The 19,897-nt window shown below is 64.6% G+C and carries 19 protein-coding genes; 6 read left to right on the top strand and 13 right to left on the bottom strand.

The features are described 5' to 3' along the window. Positions 1 to 63: 63 nt before the first annotated feature. Positions 64 to 924, top strand: coding sequence for a phosphatidylserine decarboxylase (locus NKI06_RS10420; protein ID WP_352985157.1), 861 nt, complete (start codon positions 64 to 66; stop codon positions 922 to 924). 3 nt (positions 925 to 927) lie between these two features. Beyond that, entirely contained in the window at positions 928 to 1,743 is an 816-nt protein-coding gene (gene pssA / locus NKI06_RS10415) for a CDP-diacylglycerol--serine O-phosphatidyltransferase (protein WP_023672701.1), read from the top strand. Between the two features lie 160 nt (positions 1,744 to 1,903). On the opposite strand, the gene NKI06_RS10410 is transcribed toward pssA, so the two are convergent. Next, the gene (locus tag NKI06_RS10410; protein WP_352985155.1) at positions 1,904 to 4,126 is read right to left on the bottom strand and encodes an AMP-binding protein; all 2,223 of its coding nucleotides are present in this window, start codon (positions 4,124 to 4,126) and stop codon (positions 1,904 to 1,906) included. A gap of 199 nt (positions 4,127 to 4,325) precedes the next feature. Here NKI06_RS10410 and NKI06_RS10405 point away from each other — a divergent pair, with 199 nt between their 5' ends. Next, entirely contained in the window at positions 4,326 to 4,814 is a 489-nt protein-coding gene (locus NKI06_RS10405) for an Xre family toxin-antitoxin system antitoxin (protein WP_352497162.1), read from the top strand. After that, positions 4,814 to 5,317, top strand: a complete 504-nt coding sequence (locus NKI06_RS10400; protein WP_502900585.1) for an RES family NAD+ phosphorylase — start codon at positions 4,814 to 4,816, stop codon at positions 5,315 to 5,317. Before NKI06_RS10405 ends, NKI06_RS10400 begins: the two co-directional genes overlap by 1 nt. A 3-nt stretch (positions 5,318 to 5,320) precedes the next feature. On the opposite strand, the gene NKI06_RS10395 is transcribed toward NKI06_RS10400, so the two are convergent. Then, positions 5,321 to 5,731 carry a tautomerase family protein gene (locus tag NKI06_RS10395; RefSeq protein ID WP_352985151.1) on the bottom strand — a complete coding sequence of 137 codons (411 nt, stop codon included), beginning with the start codon at positions 5,729 to 5,731 and terminating at the stop codon, positions 5,321 to 5,323. Between the two features lie 101 nt (positions 5,732 to 5,832). Between NKI06_RS10395 and NKI06_RS10390 the strand changes: the two genes are divergently transcribed. Further along, on the top strand, positions 5,833 to 6,696 hold the full coding sequence (locus tag NKI06_RS10390) for a LysR substrate-binding domain-containing protein (protein WP_352985149.1): 864 nt from the start codon (positions 5,833 to 5,835) through the stop codon (positions 6,694 to 6,696). A gap of 133 nt (positions 6,697 to 6,829) precedes the next feature. Here NKI06_RS10390 and NKI06_RS10385 read toward each other — a convergent pair whose 3' ends face one another. The 3 genes from NKI06_RS10385 to NKI06_RS10375 all read right to left on the bottom strand — a co-directional run bounded on the left by NKI06_RS10385 (position 6,830) and on the right by NKI06_RS10375 (position 10,332). Beyond that, a complete protein-coding gene (locus NKI06_RS10385; RefSeq protein WP_352985148.1) occupies positions 6,830 to 7,738 on the bottom strand; it encodes a DMT family transporter in 909 nt (302 codons plus the stop codon). A gap of 51 nt (positions 7,739 to 7,789) precedes the next feature. After that, positions 7,790 to 8,677 carry a DMT family transporter gene (locus tag NKI06_RS10380; protein ID WP_023689123.1) on the bottom strand — a complete coding sequence of 296 codons (888 nt, stop codon included), beginning with the start codon at positions 8,675 to 8,677 and terminating at the stop codon, positions 7,790 to 7,792. 149 nt (positions 8,678 to 8,826) lie between these two features. Further along, positions 8,827 to 10,332, bottom strand: a complete 1,506-nt coding sequence (locus NKI06_RS10375) for a S10 family peptidase (RefSeq protein ID WP_352985146.1) — start codon at positions 10,330 to 10,332, stop codon at positions 8,827 to 8,829. 288 nt (positions 10,333 to 10,620) lie between these two features. Between NKI06_RS10375 and NKI06_RS10370 the strand changes: the two genes are divergently transcribed. Next, positions 10,621 to 11,127 carry an OsmC family protein gene (locus tag NKI06_RS10370; RefSeq protein ID WP_352985144.1) on the top strand — a complete coding sequence of 169 codons (507 nt, stop codon included), beginning with the start codon at positions 10,621 to 10,623 and terminating at the stop codon, positions 11,125 to 11,127. 152 nt (positions 11,128 to 11,279) lie between these two features. On the opposite strand, the gene NKI06_RS10365 is transcribed toward NKI06_RS10370, so the two are convergent. The 8 genes from NKI06_RS10365 to NKI06_RS10330 form a co-directional block, all read right to left on the bottom strand. Further along, positions 11,280 to 11,501: a hypothetical protein gene (locus tag NKI06_RS10365; protein WP_023689120.1), complete on the bottom strand. Its 222-nt coding sequence runs from the start codon at positions 11,499 to 11,501 to the stop codon at positions 11,280 to 11,282. Between the two features lie 134 nt (positions 11,502 to 11,635). Next, positions 11,636 to 12,265: a hypothetical protein gene (locus tag NKI06_RS10360; protein ID WP_023711954.1), complete on the bottom strand. Its 630-nt coding sequence runs from the start codon at positions 12,263 to 12,265 to the stop codon at positions 11,636 to 11,638. Between the two features lie 77 nt (positions 12,266 to 12,342). Next, positions 12,343 to 13,098, bottom strand: a complete 756-nt coding sequence (locus tag NKI06_RS10355) for an SDR family NAD(P)-dependent oxidoreductase (RefSeq protein WP_023689118.1) — start codon at positions 13,096 to 13,098, stop codon at positions 12,343 to 12,345. 30 nt (positions 13,099 to 13,128) lie between these two features. Continuing rightward, positions 13,129 to 14,610 (bottom strand): amidophosphoribosyltransferase, encoded by a 1,482-nt coding sequence (gene purF, locus NKI06_RS10350; protein WP_023672714.1) that lies wholly within the window; start codon positions 14,608 to 14,610, stop codon positions 13,129 to 13,131. A 108-nt stretch (positions 14,611 to 14,718) separates the two neighbouring features. After that, positions 14,719 to 15,384 (bottom strand): CvpA family protein, encoded by a 666-nt coding sequence (locus tag NKI06_RS10345; RefSeq protein WP_023672715.1) that lies wholly within the window; start codon positions 15,382 to 15,384, stop codon positions 14,719 to 14,721. Positions 15,385 to 15,432: 48 nt separating this feature from the next. Further along, a complete protein-coding gene (radA, locus tag NKI06_RS10340; RefSeq protein ID WP_023672716.1) occupies positions 15,433 to 16,836 on the bottom strand; it encodes a DNA repair protein RadA in 1,404 nt (467 codons plus the stop codon). A 230-nt stretch (positions 16,837 to 17,066) separates the two neighbouring features. Next, positions 17,067 to 18,560, bottom strand: a complete 1,494-nt coding sequence (locus NKI06_RS10335) for a replicative DNA helicase (RefSeq protein ID WP_023672717.1) — start codon at positions 18,558 to 18,560, stop codon at positions 17,067 to 17,069. Positions 18,561 to 18,781: 221 nt separating this feature from the next. After that, positions 18,782 to 19,759, bottom strand: coding sequence for a small ribosomal subunit Rsm22 family protein (locus NKI06_RS10330; RefSeq protein ID WP_352985142.1), 978 nt, complete (start codon positions 19,757 to 19,759; stop codon positions 18,782 to 18,784). Positions 19,760 to 19,897 lie beyond the last annotated feature (138 nt).

Here is a 19,897-nt window from a genome sequence, read left to right as displayed (position 1 = left end):
CTTTGCCTGTGTTTGGCATCATGGGCGGTCGGCCTTTTCGCCGCGCACTGAGCCAGCGGCGGTATGAACGCTGGCGGCAAAGCAGCCGACAGGCAAGCACGTCACCGTTCCTGCCGGCTGCGGACGATGCGGCCTTGCCCAATGTTGCGTTGCGGCAGCGGAGCCTTTCCGGTATTGAGGCCGGACCTGAAACAGGGACCGCCCCCATCCCATGAGCTCCAGCCAATGAGCCTCGTCGATTCGATCAAGAATGCCTTCGTTCCGATCCATCGCGAGGGCTATCCGTTCATTGCCGCCTTTGGTGCGGGCACGCTGTTCCTCGGCTATTTCTCCTCGGTGCTGTTCTGGATCGGCCTGATCCTGACCGCCTGGTGCGTCTATTTCTTCCGTGACCCCGAGCGTGTCACCCCGGTCGATGACAGGCTGGTGGTCAGTCCCGCCGACGGCGTCATCTCGGCGGTCGGCCCGGCCGTGCCACCGCGCGAGCTCGGCCTCGGCAACACCGAAATGACCCGCATCTCGGTGTTCATGAATGTCTTCTCCTGCCATGTGAACCGCGCTCCGGTGCGCGGCCGCATCACCAAAATCGAGCACCGGCCGGGCAAGTTCCTGAATGCCGAACTCGACAAGGCAAGCTCGGAGAACGAGCGCAACGGGCTGGTCATCGACAGTCCCAACGGCATCGTTGTCGCCGTGCAGATCGCCGGCCTGGTGGCACGCCGCATCGTCTGCTGGGCCGAGACCGGCGGTTCGATCGCCATCGGCGAACGCTTCGGCTTGATCCGCTTCGGCTCGCGCGTCGATGTCTTCCTGCCTTCGACCGCGGTGCCGCGCGTCGCCGTCGGCCAGACGGCGGTCGGAGGTGAAACCGTGCTCGCCGAATTCGGCGGCGTCTCCGCAACCCCGCTCGTCAGGATTTCGTAAGCGGTGGGCGCGCCGTTCAAAAAGTTCGAGGCCCATGGCAGCGGCGGCCCGCGCATCCGCGAGATTCCGATGCGCATGGTGCTGCCCAATCTGGTCACCGTACTTGCCATCTGCGCCGGCCTGTCCGGCATCCGCTTCGGCTTCGAGGGCCGTTTCGAGCCGGCCGTGGTGATGGTGCTGCTCGCCGCCTTCCTGGACGGCATAGACGGGCGCCTGGCGCGCATGTTGAAGGCGACATCCAAATTCGGCGCGCAGATGGATTCGCTGGCCGACATCGTCAATTTCGGCGTCGCGCCGGCACTGGTGCTCTACGCCTTCCTGCTCGACCGCGCCGGCTCCTTCGGCTGGATCGCAGCTCTTCTGTTCACCATCGCCTGTGGCCTGCGGCTGGCGCGCTTCAACGTGCTCGACGAAGACCATGACCGGCCGATCTGGCAGAGCGAATACTTCGTCGGCGTGCCGGCGCCGGCCGGCGCCGTGCTGGTTATGCTGCCGCTCTATCTGTCCTTCCTCCGGCTCGGTCTCGAGCCGGACCGCCTGACGGCATTCGTCGCCACCGGCTTCACTGTGCTGGTCGCTTTCCTGCTGGTCAGCCGGCTGCCGGTCTATTCCGGCAAAAGCCTGAAAGTGCCGGGCGACAAGGTGCTGCCGATCATCCTGGCGGTCGTTCTATACGTCCTGCTGTTGATGACCTATCCCTGGTACACGCTGACCGCCTCTGTCGCAGGCTATCTCATCTTCCTGCCTTTCAGCGTGCGGGCGTATTCGAAGCGCGCCAAGCGCGAGGGCGAAAAAGTGCCGCCGTCGGATATTGGGTAGTTGTTATCTCCCCCCTTGATGGGGAGATGTCGCCGAAGGCGACAGAGGGGGTCGGTACGCCCCGGACGCGACCTCGTTTGAGCGAAGAGGACGTCGGCGCTTCACGCGAGGCGACCCCCTCTGGCCTGCCGGCCATCTCCCCCTCAAGGAGGGAGATACGCTAAGCCGCCAGGCCCAGCCCCAGCTTCTCGATCGCCAGGTTCCGCGTCGAGACATAATCCGTCTTACCGGAACCCAGCACCGGGATCTCCTCGACCTTGACGATGTCGTTGGGCACCATCAGTTCGGCCGCACCTGCCTTCTTGCCGAAGGCGCGCAGTTCTTCCGGATCGGCGTCGTCGGCGGTGGTGACCAGCACGATGCGCTCGCCGCGCCTCTTGTCCGGCACCGCCACCGCGGCGTGGCGCTCTTCCGGCCACAGCGACTGCACCAGCATCTCGACGGCGCCCAACGACACCATCTCGCCAGCGATCTTGGCGAAGCGTTTTGCCCGCCCGCGAATGGTGATGAAGCCTTCGCGGTCGACCGAGACGATGTCGCCGGTGTCGTGCCAGCCGTCCAGCGGCTGCAATTCGCCGGGCCGGTCAGCGGTCATGTAGCCCATCATCAAATTCGGCCCGTCGAGCCACAGGCGGCCGGCACCCTCGATACCCTCGACCGGTTCGAGCTTCATGCGCATCGCCGGCAACAGCCGTCCGACCGTGCCGTCGCGACCATGGATGGCGGTGTTGACGGCGACGACGGGAGCGGCCTCCGTCAGCCCGAACCCCTCGATGATCGAGGCATCGAAGCGCTCGCGATAAACGCGCCGCGTCTCCGGCTTCACCGCTTCCGCGCCGGCGACGACGAAGCGCAGGCTTGAGAAATCGCCATCCTTGGCGGTGCGGGCATAGTTGGCAAGGAAAGTGTCGGTGCCGAACATGATGGTCGGCTTCACCTTGCGGGCGATCTCCGGGATGATCTTGTAGTGCAGCGGTGACGGGTAGAGGAACAGTTTCACCCCGGTCACCAGCGGCAGGATGGTACCGCCGGTCAGGCCGAAAGAGTGAAAAACCGGCAGCACGTTGAGCAGGATGTCGGACGGCGAAATGGTAATGCGCGCCTCGGCCTGCATGGCGTTGGCGTGGAGATTGCGGTGCGACAGCACCACGGCCTTGGGCGTGCCTTCCGAGCCTGAGGTGAACAGGATTGCGGCGGGCTTGGCCGCATCCTGCCGCTGCAGCGGGAACCGCCAGAGCACCGCTGCTGCGAGCTTTTCCAGCGTCGTGACGCTTGCGCGCACATCCTCGAGCCACAGCATTTTGGCGCCGCCGGCCTCGATCGCGGCGATGATGTCGGCAAGCGCCGCCTTCTCGACGAACGCGCGCGAGGAAACCACCGTTCGGATGACTGCCGTGCGCACCGCGGCGGTTACGCTGGCCGGCCCTGCCGTGTAGTTGATCATCGCCGCTACCCGGCCGGCCGAGAGCAGGCCGACGAAGGACAGCACCACGCCATTGGCGTTGGGCAGCAAAACCCCGACCGCTTCGCCGGGCGCCGCCACCGCCTCGAAACGGCGGCCGAGCACGCGCGCGCCGATGAACATTTTTCGATAGCTGAGCGAGCCGCTGATCACATCCTCGATGATCGGGTGCGAGGCGCCGGTGCGATCCGCGGCATCGCGCATGGCCAGGAACAGGCCGCGATCGAGGTTGCTGCCATAAAGCCGCGCCTCGGCGATGCGGTCGAACAACGCATTGGTGTTGGAAGCCTGGTCGGGGTTGCGCGCCACCAGTTCGGCAATCGTCATTGGCTCCAGCACGCTGATCGAGAGTTTTGGGAACCAGTGGCGCGGCGCCCGGTTCTTTGGCGTCAAGGAAACCGGCAGGTCGCGCGAGCCGGTGACGAAGATCGGCACGATGCGGGCGTCGGCCTGCATGGCGATGCGGGTGACGGCGCGGAACAGGCGAAACGTCTTCACATCGGGCTCGACGTCATCGGGCAGATAGACGGCAAGCCGGCCTTTACCCTTCAGCACCCTGACCAGCCGCCGGCTGACGAAGAGATGCTCGGCGTTGAAGGCGATGGTGCGGCCAAGCTCGCGCCAAGGCTCCATCCAGGGCGAGCGCGCCGAGGCCTCGTCGAGAATGTGCAGCGTGTCGTCGCGCAGCAGCGACAGCATCAGCGCCGGCTCGAAGCGTGACTGGTGCGAGACCACATAGATCACCGGCGTCGGCGCGTTGCGGGCAATGCGGATGCGCCGGTCATCGATCCGGTAGGCGAGCTTGAACGGCACATAGAGCAGCGCCTGGGTAAAGCGCAGGTCGAGACGAAACGTCTCGATCGCGCCAATCAGCAGCCAGGCCAGCACGAGGCCTGCAAGCAGCGCCAGTGTCAGGATCATGCCGCGTCTCTCCCAACGGTCCGGTATGCGGCTCTTCGTCCGCTTGGAGAGCAGAGGGTAGCGCAATGGGGGGCAAGGTCAATGCGCGGGTGCGAGAGAGCGGTGTTCCACCTGACCTCACCAGGCAATGACCCAAACGCAGGCCTTGAAATGTTGCGACACGTGTCGTAAATAAAGCGACACGTGACGGAGAGGTAATATGGCCAGTTCCCCGCTGGGCTTTGCCGAGGCACCACATATGGAGCCGGAGTTCGAACGAATGGTCGACCTGTTTGGTGGACGGAAGGTTCTTGGATTCTCGGTAGCCAGTCCTCTTGAGGCACATGAAATGATCCTGCATGGAATTCCGGGCCAGGCGCTCGAAAGCCTCGTCAGGCATCTGATGGTCATTGATCCCGCCGATGCGTTTGAGACCGCATTCGGCATGAGCGAGCGGACATTTCAGCGGCACAAATCGGATCACTCCAAGACCCTCAGTCGGGAGCAAGGTTCCAGAACCTGGAACTTCGCCAAGCTCCTGACAAAGGCCACGTCCGTGCTCGGGACTCAGGAAGACGCGGAAAAATGGATGATCGAGCCTGCCATGGGTTTGGACAATCGCCGGCCGATCGATCTGCTGGCCACGGCGGCGGGCACTGCGCTTGTGCAGGAGTTTCTTGAGCGGCTCGACTATGGTGTCTACGCGTGATGCCTTGGCCGGGCTCCCTCGGAACAGGGAAGTTGTTGGGCTGGAGGCTTGATCACAGACGCTTCAAGGCGAGCTGGGACAGTGGCGAAGGAGCCTTCAAGCTTGGGGGAAGGTGGAACAGCAAAGGGATCAGAGCCGTATATGCGTCCATCGACCCATCGACCGCCATCTTGGAGGTGACGGTCCACAAGGGGTTTCGCACGCTGGATACTGTCCCTCACGTGCTGACGGCATTCGACATCGTCGATCCATCAGAGATTTATGTGGTCCAAACCGACGATATTCCGAACGCGAACTGGCTGCGTCCCGGCATCCCGGGCGCGGGACAGCAGCAGTTCGGCGATGGTCTGCTGGCAAAGCATCCGTTCTTTCTGATCCCCAGCGCGGTATCCCAGCACAGCTGGAACCTGGTGTTCGATCCCAACCGGGCGGCAGGCCTTTATAGCTTGCATCTCCGGGAGGATTTCGCGCTTGATACAAGGCTTCATCCTCCCGCTGGGTAACAATCAGGCCGTGGCCTTCAGCCGCCCACTGATGAACCGGAACTCCTGCGACTTGCCGCCATAACCGTACGCCGCGGCCGGGACTTCATGCACGAAGGCATAGCTTTCCTCGTGCACGCCACCCAGCAACTTACCAAAGGCCTCAAAGATCGCCTTCAGATAGGCTTCCAGCTCCAGCTTGGTGTTGGTGCCGCCGACCACCTTGATGTCGAGCCAGAAAGTATTGGCGCCATGCTCTGCCAGCGACTTGCCGCCGGCGAACCAGTGCTGCGGGTCGATATAGGTGACAGCGACGGCGGTGATCGTCGGGTCCTTGCGCAGATGGGTTGCGGTCAGGCCGGTGATTTCCTTGGCGATTCTGGCGGACAGCTTGGCGTCGGGCTTACCGGTGACGCTGATGTTGATGATGGGCACTTTTCTCTCCTTCGTTTGAGCGGCGTTGGAGAGACAATGCCACCATCTTTGGGTCAAAAAAATCGAATTGTCTCTAACATAAGGTTCTGTATTATCGAAGTATGCAAGCTCTCGATCCCGATCTGCTCAAAACCTTCCTTGCCTTTGTCGATGGCGGCTCGCTGGCTCAGGCTGCGTCTGTTGTCGGCCGCTCGCCCTCGGCGGTGACCGCGCAGATGCAGCGCCTGGAGGAGATCGTCGGCGAACCGCTGCTGGTGGCGCAGGGGCGCGGGCGCGGGCTGACGCCGGCCGGCGAGGATCTTGTCGGTCATGCCCGCCGCATTCTTGCCGTGCACAGCGAGGCCTGGCTGGCGCTCAAGGGCGCGCGTGCCGCTGGTCGCGTCGCCATCGGCACGACACAGGATTTCGCTGATAGCGGCCTGCCGGAGCTGCTGCGCACCTTCGCGACCAGCCATCCGCGCGTCAGGGTCGAACTGCGCGTCGGCCGTTCGGCCGAGCTTGGCGAGGCGCTGCAGGCCGGGCAGCTCGATCTGGCCGTTGTCATGCGCAAGACGCCGGCCAATGACGAAGTCGGGCTGTTCAGTGAGCCGATGCTGTGGCTGTGCTCGCAAAAAGGGCTTGCCGTGCGGGAAGAGGAATTGCCGCTGGCGCTGCTCGACCCCTATTGCGGCTTTCGCGAAGCAGCACTCGCGGCCCTCGATGCTGCCGGCCGCCGCTACCGCATTGCCGCCGGCAGCGCCAGCCTTGCCGGCTTGCGCACGGCGGTCAATGCCGGCATCGCGCTGACCTTGCGCACCGCCCGCTTTGCCCATTCAGGCATTGCCGAAGCACCGCGCGAATTCGCCCTGCCGCCGGTGCCGACAGCGCAATTCGCGATAAAACTCGGCCAGGGCGCCGAGCGGCCGGCGCGCGATCTTGCCATCCTGCTCAGCGACAACCTCGCCTTGCCCGGCTTTGCCGGCTGATGTCCAAAGAAAAAGCCGACCTTTACGGTCGGCTTTGAGGAAGACGGGTCGAGGGGTTTGGGGGGACTTGGGGGTGACCCGTCGCACATAAAACTGCCTGATCCGCATGATGGTTCCATGACTTGGAAAATAATTATTGGGTTGCCGCACTTTTTCTCGCGGCCAGCCAGTCGCGCCCCGCATGGGCGAAAACCGCGCACAGTACTATGGCGCCGCCGACCAGGCTGGCGGCCGGCGCGATCTCGCCGAGGAACAGGAAGGCGAACAGGATCGCAAACGGCACTTCGGCGGCACCGAGAAGGCCGGACTCAGGCGCAGGGATCAGCCGCGAGCCTTCGGTCCACAGGATCGACGCCGCTGCGAACGATCCTCCGAAGGCGACGAGCAGCACGGCGTCGCGAGCAGAAATCGCCAGGGGGTCGGTGACGAACCAGCCGAGCACGAACAGCAGAAGCGCCGAGACTGCGCCCGCCCACACCACCGGCGTGTCGCGGAAGGCGCGCACCATGATCATGTAGAGCGCGCTGCCGGCGGTCATCAGCAGCGCGAGCCCATCGCCAAACAGATGACCGCTGCCGAAGCCGGAGCCGACCATCATCGCCACGCCGCACAGCGAAACGGCGGCGGCGGCAAGCGTCTGCGCCCGGAACGGCTCGCGCACCAGCACGAAGGCGAGCAGCGCGGTGATGAAGGGCGCGGTGGCGTAGATGACAGCGACATTGGCGACATAGGTGAATTTGAACGCCGAGATGAAGGCGATGCTGGCCGCGGCGCCCTCAAGGGCCAGCAGCCAGCCGCGCCAGCCAAGCCGCAAGCTTTCCCGCCCGCCGGAGCGGCGCCGGCGCCACAGCACATAGAAGGTGATCAGGATCGCGCCGACAAAGCCGCGCCAGCAGGTGATGGTCAGCGGGTCGGCGTGGATCGATTTGGTCAGCACGCCGGTGAGGGCGAAGAAAGCCGCCGAGGCCGCCACCAGCATGATGCCGAGCGTACGCTCGGCAGCGGTATCTGTGGTGCCTGGGCCGTCGAGCGCTTCCGTCATCTCAGCAGCCTATCCGTCTTCTCCTGCCACCATGCTGTCAGCACGGGGTACTCATAGCCGCTTGCGGAAATGCTCGTTGCCGATGATCAGCAGGCCGGCGCCGACGATCAACGCCGCCCCCAGAAACACCTCGCGACGCGGCACGTCGCCCCAGATCGCAAAGCCGAGCCCGAAGGCCCAGACCAATGAGGTGTATTCGAACGGCGCCACGATCGACACCGGCGCCCGCTTCATGCCTTCGAACAGCATAAATTGCGCCACGCCGCCGAGCGCGCCGACGCTGATCAAAAGCAGCAACTGGCGCCAGTCCGGCATCTGCCAGACCAACAGCGCCGGCACCGTGGAAAACACCAGGAAGTAGAAATTGTTGAGCACAAGCTGGATCAGCGTGCGCTCGGCCAGCGCCGTCTTGCGCAACAGCACCACGGCAATGCCCCACAGCACTGCCGCAGCCAGTACCAAGAGCATCGGCACGGACAAGCCGAGACGAGTGGGATCACAGGCGATGAAGACGCCGACGAAGCCGATGAACACCGCCAGCCAGCGCAACAGAGGCACCTTTTCGCCAAGCATCACCACCGACAGCACGGTGACGATGATCGGGGCGGCGTAATAGATGGTGGTGAGTTCGGCCAGCTGCAGGGAGCGGGCCGCGTTGTAGTAGCAGAGCCAGGCGCCGAGCGTGAAGGCGCTGCGCACCAGCATCGGCCGCACGATGGGCGAGCGCATTGTGTCGGCAAAGATGGGCGGTCCGCCGATTGCAGCACAGCCGATAAGCACAGCGATCGAGCGGAAGAACATGATCTGCCAGACGCTGATGCCGACGACCAGAAGCTTGATCGCGGCGTCCTGCGTCGAAAACAGGAAATAGGCGCAGCCGGTGAACAGGATGCCGGCAAGCACCCTTTCGCGGGTTTCCAGAATGGCAATATCGGCCATGCGGCGTGTCCGGCGCTGTCAAGAGGACGAAGAAGAAGCCTGCCCCAATCAGGCTCCCATTGCAGGCTATACGGGCGAAAGCCTGCGGGGCGCTACGCCAGTGGCAAGCTTGCGTTGGCGCAGCCTGGCCGACAGCATGGGCACGCCGTTCACTGTGTTGCCTGGTAGAGCTCCGAAGCGGCCTCCTTCAGGGCGCGCCGGCCGCCCGGCCTGAGATACATCATGTGGCCGCCCTCGATGACGTCGAGACGGATGGGTTTTGCCGCGCCCAGCGTCGGGATTTGGCTCACCAGATAGCGTGAGGCCAGATAGGGCGTGACCAGATCGGTGTCACCGTTGACGATCACCACGCCAAGCCCCGGGTTGAGCGAGCGCGCCCGCTGCAGATCGTCCATCACCCCGGCATAGCCTTGCCGCGAGCCGCCATAGTCCCAGGCGTGGGTCACATCGCCATTGAGCAACCGGTAGCTGACATCGGTGCGAAAATTCAGCTCGTCGCGCGCATAACCGACAAAGGCTGAGGTCAGCGCCGGCACGCTGCGGTCGAGCACCGGATCCGGGCCGGCGCTGCGGGCGCTCTCCGGGGCGATGTCGCTGGTGGCGATGGTGCCGTCATACGGGCTGAGCACTTTGCCACTGGCGCGCTGGAATTCGCGCGCGAACAGGCCGGTCGGGATGCGGGCGAAATTGCGCTGCACGAGGTCGAGCGGCAGGCCGGTGATCTCGGCCACGCGCTGGCTGGCCAGCCGCCCGCCCTGTTCCAGCCCGCCGGTCAGAGCCGTGAGGTAGTCGCCCAGCGCATACTTTTCGACCTCGGCGAGCTTTTCGCGCAGTGCTTCGCCGCTGAGGCCTTCGCTGCGCAGGCGCACCGCCGCCAGCGAGGGCAGTTCCAGCGCCCAATGCAGTGGCTGGAATTCGTCGGGCAGCACCAGCGTGAACTCCAGTGCAGGCGAGATCAGCACGATGCCGTTGGGGCTCAGGCCGACATCTTCCTGCAGGGTCCTGGCGAGAAGTGCCGCGCGGAACCCGCCATAGCTTTCGCCGGCGAGGAAGAGCGGCGATCCGGTGCGGCCGTTCTGGGCGAGATAGAGCCGGATGAAAGCGCCGATCGAACTGGCGTCCTGGCTGACGCCCCAAAAATCTTTCGTGTCCTGGCCGGGGGCCTCGCGGCTGTAGCCGGTGCCGACCGGATCGACGAAGACGAGGTCGGTCATGTCGAGCCAACTGTCGGGATTGTCGATCAGCTTTTGCGGCGGCGGCAGGAATTGGCCATCGGCGCCGGTCGCGACGACACGCGGGCCGAGTGCGCCGAGATGCAGATAGGCGGATGCCGCGCCCGGGCCGCCATTGAAGACGAACGTGATGGGGCGAGCCTTCTCCGCGCCCGCCAGTGGCGGCAGCGTGTAGGCGACATAGAAGATTTCCGCGGTGACCTCGCCCTTGCCGGATAGCAGCGACAGCGTGCCGGCCTTTGCCTGATAGTCCAGCTTGCGCCCGGCAATGGTGATTGAATGGCTGGTCGTCTGCGGTGCCGGCAGCAGCGACAGCACGCCGCCTGCCGGGGCGGGGCGCTCGGGCGTTTCGGCGAGGACGGGCTGCGCGAAGGCTGCAAGCACCAACAGGGTAAGCGAGATCAGTTTCAGCTTGAACGGCATGATGCCTCCGCGGGAATGACTCTGCTTAGGTATGGCTCGGGCGGTCGAAGTCAAAGTAACTCTTCGCGAGCTAGCGTTCCTTCACGCCCCCTCTGTCCTGCCGGACATCCCCCACAGGGATGGAGATTGGATGTCGCGACCGCCTTCGCTAATCGCCGGCGTAGAAAGCGCCATCGGCGGAGCTGCAGATCTCCCCCTGTGGGGAGGTGGCCGGTAGGCAGAGGGGGGCGCTGTCTCGCCGGCATATCAGTGCTATCAAAGCGCGACGGACTCGAAAAGGAATGCAACATGGACGCCACCGCACTCAAGGCCATGCAGGCACCGATCAAGGAGGCTTATCGCGACGATTCCTCTCGAGCGCTGATCACGCTTCGCGCCAAAGGCTCCATCGACGACCAGTCGATTGCCTGCAAGGGCGAGACGGGCTGGGCGCGGGCGGTCGCCGGCCTGCAGCCGGCGACCGGCGGTTCCGGGCTCGAATTGTGTTCGGGCGATATGCTTTTGGAGGCGCTGGTGGCGTGCGCCGGCGTGACGCTGAAGGCAGTGGCGACGGCGCTGGAATTCAGGCTTGGCGCAGCCACCGTCGAGGCCGAAGGCGATCTCGACTTTCGCGGCACGCTGGGCGTGGCCAAGGACGCCCCCGTGGGCTTTCGCGCCATCCGGCTGAATTTCAACCTAGACACGGATGAGCCGCAGGCGCGCATCGATTCGCTCATCAAGCTGACCGAACGCTATTGCGTGGTGTTCCAGACCATCAACAGCAAGCCGGAGCTGACGGTGAGTGCGCGCGCCTGATCTCCCCCCTTGAGGGGGAGATGTCGCCGAAGGCGACAGAGGGGGTCGGGCCGACTGGACGCGACGCCCTTTGTGCGGAAGGAGGTTGGCACTCTACGCGAGGCGACCCCCTCTGGCCTGCCGGCCATCTCCCCTCGAGGGGGGAGATTGCGCTACTGCGCCGCCGGCTCTTCCGCATCACCCTCATCGGTGAAAGGCGAGGCGCTCGGCACGCAGTTCACCGCCCAGCCGGCCGGCGTCGGCTGCTTCTGATATTCGGTGATGGCGTTGGTGCACTGTTCGCGGGTGTCGAAGGTGCTGGGCAGCACCACCATGCCGCCTTGCGGGCCGGCGATCACCAGGTACCAGACCAACGCTACGCTGGGAGCAGCCATGGGAATTCCTCGCTTTGCTGGGTGTCGGAGTCGGTTGACCCTAGCAACTCCCGGCTGATGGCGAAAGCAGGGCGATGGGGGAGCGGCTCGCCGGACCATCACAGACCCGTGAACAGAACCGCTCCCGAGCCCGCTTAGTTCGCGGCAAAGCAGTAGAACAGGCCGTCGCCGCCGGTGCCTTTCAGCGCCTCCTGGCTGCAGCCGCCGCGCGAGGCATGCGAGGAGTTCCAGGATTTCGCCGCCGCCGACTCGTCAAGGCCGGTGCGGTCGTGGTGGCCCATCATCGCCGCGCCCTCCGCCCCGCTCAAGGTCCAGTCGCCGCAGGTCTGGTCGGCGATCTTGGTGCCGTCGGGCTTCGAGCCGGTCAATATGTCGTGCCGGTTCGGCTTGTCGCCGCGGCCGTTGACCACCTCGCCCTTTTCGTTGAGCGCCGTCTGCTTGGTGATGGCGTTGGCGTCGCTGTGCAGCGAGGCGACGTCATCGGCAATCTTCTCGCCCTTGGCGTTGACCCAGGGACCCTTGCCGATACGGTCGCGCGCATCGACATTGGCGCTCGAGAGATAGGCGTGCCATTCCTTGCCGGTAACCCCAGCCGCTTCCGCCAGCGAGGCGCAATGCGCGTCGGCACCCTTGAGACCGCCGAGATCGGCGCCTTTGCCGGAACCGACGCTGGTGACGAAGAAACTTATCTTGGCGTCTTGCGCCAGCGCCACGCCAGCTGTGGCGGCAATCGCGGCGGCGGCAACGAGAAGAAGTCTACGCATGTCGGTCCTCCGGTTTCGAATGTCCTACATTCGAAGAAACGTAACTGGAGGCCTGTTTAATCCCGCTACAACCCGGTTTATTCCGGCTGCCGGTAGGCGACGAAGCGGTTGTTCTTGACCTGGAAGATCAGCCCCGTCTCTTTCAGCTCGGGGCTCGCCAGCGGCACGATGCGTTTTGCAACCTCTGAGGGGTGCGGCAGCGTTTCCGGATCCTCGCCGGGCGCGGCCTGTGCACGCATGGCGGTGCGGGTGGCACCGGGGTCGACGGCATTGATGCGGAGCGCCAGGCTCTGCGTCTCATGCGCCCAGGAACGCGTCATGGCTTCCACAGCCGCCTTCGACGCCGCATAGGGCGCCCAGAAGGCGCGCGCCGAATGCGCGGCCCCGGACGACATGAGAATGGCGCGGCCGGCGTCGGACAGCCTGAGCAGCGGGTCGACCGAGCGGATCAGCCGCCAGGTCGAGGTGACATTGATGGTCATTACCTTCTCGAAGGTTTTGGCCTCGACATGGCCGATCGGCGAGATGACGCCGAGCACACCGGCATTGGCCACCAGAATGTCGAGCTTGCCCCAGCGCTCGTGAATGGCGCCGCCCAGCCGGTCGATGCCGGCCATGTCTGAGAGGTCGAGAGGCACCAACGTCGCTTCGCCCTTGCCGGTTTTCGCGCGCTCGGCCTTGATCTGGTCGTCGAGTTCTTCCAGCCCGCCGACGGTCCGGGCAACCGCAATGACATGCGCGCCGGCGGCGGCAAGTTCCCTGGCGATGAAGTAGCCGATGCCGCGCGAGGCGCCGGTAACCACCGCGACGCGGCCGGAGAGGTCGAGGGTCATGCGAGCGCTTTCAAGGATAGCAGTTGGGCTTTACGCCCCGTTGTTCGCCAGCAGCGACAGCGTGCGCACATTGTCGTGGCCTTCGAAGTCGAGCAGGCGGGTCGGGTACTGGCCGGTGAAACAGGCGTCGCAGAATTGCGGCTGCTCATTGTCGCGGCTGGCTTCGCCGACGGCGCGGTAGAGCCCGTCAATGGTGAGGAAGCCGAGCGAATCGACACGGATGAACTCGGCCATTTCCTCGATCGACATGCGCGATGCCAAAAGCTTCGACTTCTCCGGCGTGTCGACGCCGTAGAAGCACGACGCGCTGGTCGGCGGCGAGGCGATTCGCATGTGCACTTCCTTGGCGCCGGCGTCGCGCACCATCTGCACGATCTTCTGGCTGGTGGTGCCGCGCACGATCGAATCGTCGACCAACACCACGCGCTTGCCCTCGATCATCCGGCGGTTGGCGTTGTGCTTGAGCTTGACGCCCATATGGCGGATCGAATCGCCGGGCTGGATGAAGGTTCGGCCGACATAGTGGTTGCGGATGATACCGAGTTCGAAGGGGATGCCTGCCGCCTGGGAAAAGCCGATTGCCGCCGGCGTGCCGGAATCCGGCACCGGCACGACGATATCGGCCTCGACCGGGCTTTCCTGCGCCAATTCGGCGCCGATACGCTTGCGCACTTCGTAGACATTGCGGCCTTCGACCGAGGAGTCCGGGCGGGCGAAATAGACATATTCGAAGATGCAGAAGCGGGTCTTCTGCGGCTCGAAGGGGAACAGGCTCTCGATGCCCTTCGAGGTCACCACGACCATTTCGCCGGGCTTCAGGTCGCGCACGAAGCGGGCGCCGATAATGTCGAGCGCGCAGGTTTCGGAGGCCAGGATCCAGGCGCCGTCGAGGTCGCCGAGCACCAGCGGGCGGATGCCGAGCGGGTCGCGGCAGCCGATCATCTTCTTGGAGGTCATCGCGACCAGCGAGAAAGCGCCTTCGACCTGACGCACGGCGTCGATGAAGCGCGAATTCAAATCGCGTTCCTTGCTGGTGGCAACGAGATGCAGCAGCGTCTCGGTGTCGGAGGTCGACGAGAAGATCGCGCCCTGTTTCTGCAGCGCGCGCTGCACGGTCATGGCGTTGGTGAGATTGCCGTTATGGGCGACGGCGAAGCCGCCATCGGCGAGTTCGGCGAAGAAGGGCTGGATGTTGCGCATGCCGGCGCCGCCGGTCGTGGCATAGCGCGTGTGGCCGATGGCACGGTTGCCTTGCAGGCTGTCGATGACGTGCTGCTTGGTGAAGGTGTCGCCGATCAGGCCGACATGGCGTTCGACATGGAACTGCGTGCCGTCATAGGAGACGATGCCGGCCGCTTCCTGGCCGCGATGCTGCAGCGCATGCAGGCCTAGCGTGACGATGGCCGCAGCGTCCTGCCGGCCGAAAATGCCGAACACGCCGCATTCGTCGTGGAAATGATCGTCTGCTTCGGCGGAAAGCACGTCGTCCGCGTCTGCCTTCGAAACTGCCATGGGGCTCAAGCTCCGCTAAAATGGCCATATAGTGCGATAGCACCGCGAAAGCAACATAGTCAGGCCGGAACTGCCGGGATGGCGCCTGTCCGGCACCATCCGTCCGTATCAGTTTGCCGGCGCGGCCGGAGCCGGAGCAGCGGGCGCGGGTGCGTTATCGGCCGGAGCGTCGGTCTCGTCGTCGGGCGCCGGCGTATCGTCACCGGTTGCCGGAGCATCCGCCGCCGGTGCATCGGCCGCCGGAGGCGTCTCGGCTGCCGGCTGATTCGGATTGAGCTTCTTCAGGATGGCGTTTTCCGGATCTTCGGGCAGCAGGCTTTCCAGCTTGGCGCCGATGGTCTCGAGCAGCGGCTTCGACTTGGCGTTGGCGATCCAGGCAGGGGCCTTGGCGCCGGCCAGCCAGTTGAAGAACAGCAGCGCCACGGCGACGACGAGGACGCCGCGCGCGGCGCCATAGAGGAAGCCCAGCGTACGGTCGAGCGCGCCGATCCTGGAATCGATGATCCAGTCGGCTAGCTTCATGGTGATGACGGAAACGACGATCAGCGCGATGAGGAAGACGATGCCGGCGGATGCCGCCATGGCGATCTTGTCGCTTTCGACATAGGGCTGAACGTAAGGCAGCACCGGCTTGTAGAAGAAGAATGCCGCCGCGGCGGCAGCCGCCCAGGACACGACGGACAGGATTTCGCGTGACAGGCCGCGAACCATGGCGAGCATCGCCGAGACCAGGGTGAAGCCGACGAGAATTCCGTCCAGCAGCGTAATCGGCATGTCATTCGCCCCACTCAGATTGTCTTTTCACGGCTCGGGCGAGCCGCGTCAATCTTCCACGTCGACACGGCTGCGCCGTGAGCCGGCTATGCGTGCGACGAGATCGGCAAGTTCGGTCGGCTGGAAAGCGCCGGCCCCGATCCCCCCGACAACCTCCTCGCTGCCCAAGGGCAGAACCGCACTTCCAAAACCCAGCTTTTCGGCCTCTTTAAGGCGCTGCTGCGCATGCGCAACCGGCCTCACTGCGCCCGACAGGCTGATTTCGCCGAAATAGACGCAATCGGCGGGAAGGGCAAGACCGGTGAGCGACGAAACCAGTGCAGCGGCAACCGCCAGATCGGCCGCCGGCTCGGAAATCCGGTAGCCGCCGGCGACGTTGAGGTAGACATCGTGGGTGCCGAAGCGCACGCCGCAATGGGCTTCGAGCACGGCAAGGATCATCGACAGCCGTGCGCCGTCCCAGCCGACGACGGCACGGCGCGGCGTGCCCAATGTGGACGGCGCCACCAGCGCCTGGATCTCGACCAGCACCGGACGTGTCCCTTCCATGCCGGCAAATACCGCGGCACCCGGCGATTTTGCGTGGCGTTCGCCGAGGAACAGCTCCGACGGATTGGCGACCTCGCGCAAGCCCTTGTCCGACATCTCGAAGACGCCGATCTCGTCGGTCGGCCCAAAACGGTTCTTCACCGTGCGCAGGATGCGGTAGTGATGGCCGCCTTCGCCTTCGAAATAGAGAACGGCGTCGACCATGTGCTCGACGACGCGCGGACCGGCGATCTGGCCTTCCTTGGTGACATGGCCGACCAGCACGATGGCAGCACCGGTGGATTTGGCGTAGCGGATCATCGCTTGCGCCGAGGCGCGCACCTGGGTGACGGTGCCGGGCGCCGAGTCGGCCATGTCGGTCCACAGCGTCTGGATGGAATCGAGGATGACGAGGTCCGGCCTTCTGCCGTCGGCTATTGTTGCCAGGATATCCTCGACATTGGTCTCGGCGGCAAGTTCGACCGGCGTGTCGGCGACGCCAAGCCGCTGCGCCCGCAGCCGGATCTGCGCGACAGCCTCTTCGCCCGAGACATAGACGATGCGGTGGCCTTTTGACGCCAATGCTGCTGCGGCCTGGGTAAGCAGCGTCGACTTGCCGATGCCGGGATCGCCGCCGACCAGCAGCGCCGAGCCGCGCACGAAACCGCCGCCGGTGGCGCGGTCGAGTTCGCCAATGCCGGAGATGATCCGCGGCGCATCCTCGATGTCACCGGACAGGCTGGTCAGCACCACGGCGCGGCCCTTGCGCGCATTGCGCGTGTTGGCCGGTCCCGAGCCGATGCCGCCGGACGTGCCTTCCTCGACGAGTGTGTTCCACTCGCCGCAGGCATCGCATTTGCCGGCCCAGCGCTGATGCACCGACCCGCAATTCTGGCAGATGAACTGGACGCGCGATTTAGCCATGGAGTGATGCTGCCTGCAAATGACCGAAGGAGGGTGATCTTGCACACCCCCCTCTGTCCTGCCGGACATCTCCCCCGCAAGGGGGGAGATTGGCTATCGTCGCTGCTTTCGCCAGTCCCCAACGTCGCAAGATGAGCGTCGTCCGCAAAGCTGCTGATCTCCCCCCTTGCGGGGGAGATGGCCGGCAGGCCAGAGGGGGGTGTGACGGAGCGCTGCGGTAGGCCAAAAAGCTACTCGAACCTCTCCGCAATATGATGCTCTTCGGCGAGGTCGGAAAACCGTGTGAACTCGCCATGGAAGGCGAGGCTGACCGAACCTGTGGGGCCGTGGCGCTGCTTGGCGACGATGACTTCGGCCTTGCCGCGCATCTCGTTCATCTCGTGTTCCCACTTGATGTATTCGTCGGTGCCGGGCTTCGGTTCGCGGTTCTTCAGATAATATTCCTCGCGGTAGACGAACATCACCACGTCGGCGTCCTGCTCGATCGAGCCGGATTCGCGAAGATCGGACAGCTGCGGGCGTTTGTCTTCGCGGCTTTCGACCTGACGCGACAGCTGCGACAGCGCGATGATCGGAACGGAGAGTTCCTTGGCCAGCGCCTTGAGGCCGGTGGTGATCTCGGTGATTTCCTGCACCCGGTTCTGTGACGATTTCGCGCTCGACCCCTGCATCAGCTGGATATAGTCGATGACGATGAGGTCGAGGCCGCGCTGACGCTTCAGCCGCCGCGCCCGCGCCGACAGCTGCGCGATCGAGATACCGCCGGTCTGGTCGATGAACAGCGGGATCTTCTGCATGGTCTGCGAGCAGGCGACCAGCTTTTCGAAATCCATCTCTGAAATCTCGCCGCGGCGGATTTTTGACGACGAAATTTCCGTCTGTTCGGAAATGATGCGGGTGGCGAGCTGCTCGGACGACATTTCCAGTGAGAAGAAGCCGACGACGCCGCCATTGGCTGCCTTGAATGAGCCGTCGGCCTGTTGCGCCGGCTCATACATCTCGGCGATGTTGAAGGCGATGTTGGTGGCGAGCGATGTCTTGCCCATGCCCGGACGGCCGGCAATGATGATCAGATCCGACGCCTGCAGGCCACCCATGCGGCGGTCGAGATCGCGCATGCCGGTGGCGAGGCCCGACAAATGGCCGTCGCGCATATAGGCGGCGTTGGCCATGTCGACGGCGGTCTTGACCGCGTCGGTGAAGCTCTCGAAGCCGCCGTCGTAGCGGCCGGTTTCGGCCAGTTCGAACAGCCGCCGCTCGGCATCCTCGATCTGTTCGGACGGCGCCATGTCGACCGGCGCGTCATAGGCGATGTTGACCATGTCCTCGCCGACGGTGATCAGTGCCCGGCGCGTGGCCAGATCGTAGATGGCGCGGCCATAGTCGGTGGCGTTGACGACGGTGACGGCTTCGACCGCCAGACGAACCACGTATTGCGCCACCGTCATGTCGCCGACCTTCTCGTCGGCCGGCAGGAAGGTTTTCAGCGTGATCGGCGTCGCCACCTTGCCCATGCGGATGAGCTCGGCCGCGACCTCGAAGATTTTCCGGTGCAGCGGCTCGTAGAAATGGCCGGCCTTGAGGAAGTCGGAGACGCGGTAGAAGGCATCGTTGTTGACGAGGATGGCGCCGAGCAGCGCCTGCTCGGCCTCGATGTTGTTCGGCGCTTCACGATAAAGCGGCTGCTGCTCCGCCACGCCGAATTTTCGCGCTGCCTCTGCCATGATGTCCCCGATTTTGATCCCGGCTTCTCGATATCAGAACGAGATAAATCGGTGCTGACCTTTCTGCATCACCGCACGACCAATCAACCTTGATGCCCCGTTGTTCACAGGGGCGGCAAACCGTCCACAGAAGAGTGTTTCCGCGCCCCGATTCCGGTTGACTCAGAAAGGCGCTGACTTTTATCCGAGTCGTTGGAACAGAGCAAGAACAATCTCGGTGATTATCTGCTTCTTCCGTCCAATGTATCACCCCAGTCCAGCCGCCGCGCTGCCTTGAACAGCTCGCCCTCGCGCTTGGTGAAAAGTGTCTCGCCGGCGCCGCCATCCGGCTGGCACAGTTTGAGCAGCACCTTGCCGGAGCCCGATTTCGGCGGCGCAATCACGCGCGGCCGACGTGCAGGCGCGGGTTGCCGCGAAGCCGCGACGTAGATGAATTTCTCGTCCTCCCACGGCACGTCGGCGTCCTTGGCCAGGCGATGCAGGCGCGAGCGGGCGACGCGGCGCGAAAAATGACACCAGTCGGGGGGCTCAAGCGGGCAGGGCGCCTCATGCGGACAAGGCGCCAGCACATGCGCGCCGGCCCCGATCAGCTGCCGGCGCACAGCCAGGATGCGCTGCCAGCCGGCCGGCGTGCCAGGCTCAATGATCAGCAGTGTGTCGCCTGTCAATTGCCAGAGCCGGCCGACAAGCTTCGGCAGCGATGCCGGCGCGATCTCGTCCAGCACATAGGCGCAGGTGACCAGATCGGCAGGCTTGAGATCGGCAAGGTCGATGGTCACGTCGCCGGCCCGCCAGTCCATCCTGGTGGCGATGGTATCAAGGGCGAGCGACTGGCCAACCTTGCGCACCGCGGCGCTTGCTTCAACCAGAACCGCCTCTTCGAGGTCGGGCCACAGATCTGTAGCGGCCCAAAGCACCGTGCCGGGACCGGCGCCGACATCGAGCAAGCTCGTTGGCTGGAAATCGGGCCGCGCATAGGCGAGTTCGTCGAGACCGGCCCGTACCGCCGCGTAGGTCGCCGGCAGCCGCGTCGCCAGATAGGCTTTTACCGCCATCTCTTCGGCCATGTGCGGGCGGCCGTCGCGCAATTCGGCCCGGTAGCGGTCAGACAGCGTCTTCGCCGCCTGGCGCAGCACCGCCAGCGGTGTCGTTTCGAGCAGGCGCTCGACGCCTTGTCGCAGCGAAGCGGGGAGTTCCACGCTCAGGCTCCGCGTGGCGCGAGCACCGAGGCGCCGGCGAACTCGACAAGGGTGGTGGCGATGGTGGGCAGGCAGGTCATTAAAAAAGGTCTCGCGAGAACGAGACCTTTTTCAGTGTCAGAGCCGTCAATGGCAAGC

The organism is Mesorhizobium sp. M0772, from assembly GCF_040320135.1.
Lineage (GTDB): Bacteria > Pseudomonadota > Alphaproteobacteria > Rhizobiales > Rhizobiaceae > Mesorhizobium.
This window is presented reverse-complemented; position numbering and strand designations above follow the sequence as displayed.